The sequence below is a fragment of the Pseudovibrio sp. W74 genome (assembly GCF_001623085.1).
GTDB lineage: Bacteria > Pseudomonadota > Alphaproteobacteria > Rhizobiales > Stappiaceae > Pseudovibrio.
In genome coordinates, this window is the sequence record NZ_LMCJ01000034.1 from 1 (window position 1) to 571 (window position 571).

The following is a 571-nucleotide window of genomic DNA, read 5'->3' on the forward strand; positions in this document are numbered from 1 at the left end:
CAGCTCCTGATGGTGTGACAGGAGATAGTTTTGGAAGGTCAATCTCAATCAATGAAGATGGTGTCGTCACAGTTGGTGCGCATCTTGATGATGACATGGGTGATCAATCCGGTTCTGCGTATGTTTTTACACCTAATGATGATGATAGTTATATTGGTTTAGATGGAACAATCTATGAGACAACAGAAACTCCGCCAGTGATCTATTCTTATGGTGAGTTCCACGAGATCAATGGAGAGGGAGCTGCTTCTAAACTTGTTGCACCAGATGGGGACAAGGATGATCACTTTGGTGTTAGTGTGCAGATGAATGACCATGGAGTTGTCGTCGTTGGAACTCCCGGTGACGATGATAAGGGTACAAGGGCTGGTGCTGTTTATGTCTATACACCTGATGGTGATGGGTATGTTGAAACCAAACTAGTAGCTTCAGATGGAGCAGGCGCAGATATATTTGGTGATCAAAGTGTAATCAATAATTCGGGTGTCATTGCCGTCAGTGCGCATTACGACGATGACATGGGTGATCAATCTGGTTCTATTTATGTGTTTACTCCAACAGAGGGTGGGGG

1 protein-coding gene is annotated in these 571 nt (G+C 44.7%); it reads left to right on the forward strand.

Going from position 1 to position 571, the window contains the following annotated elements:
- The coding region (locus PsW74_RS18895) for an FG-GAP repeat protein (protein ID WP_193777967.1) at positions 1-571 on the forward strand (571 nt) is incomplete at both ends.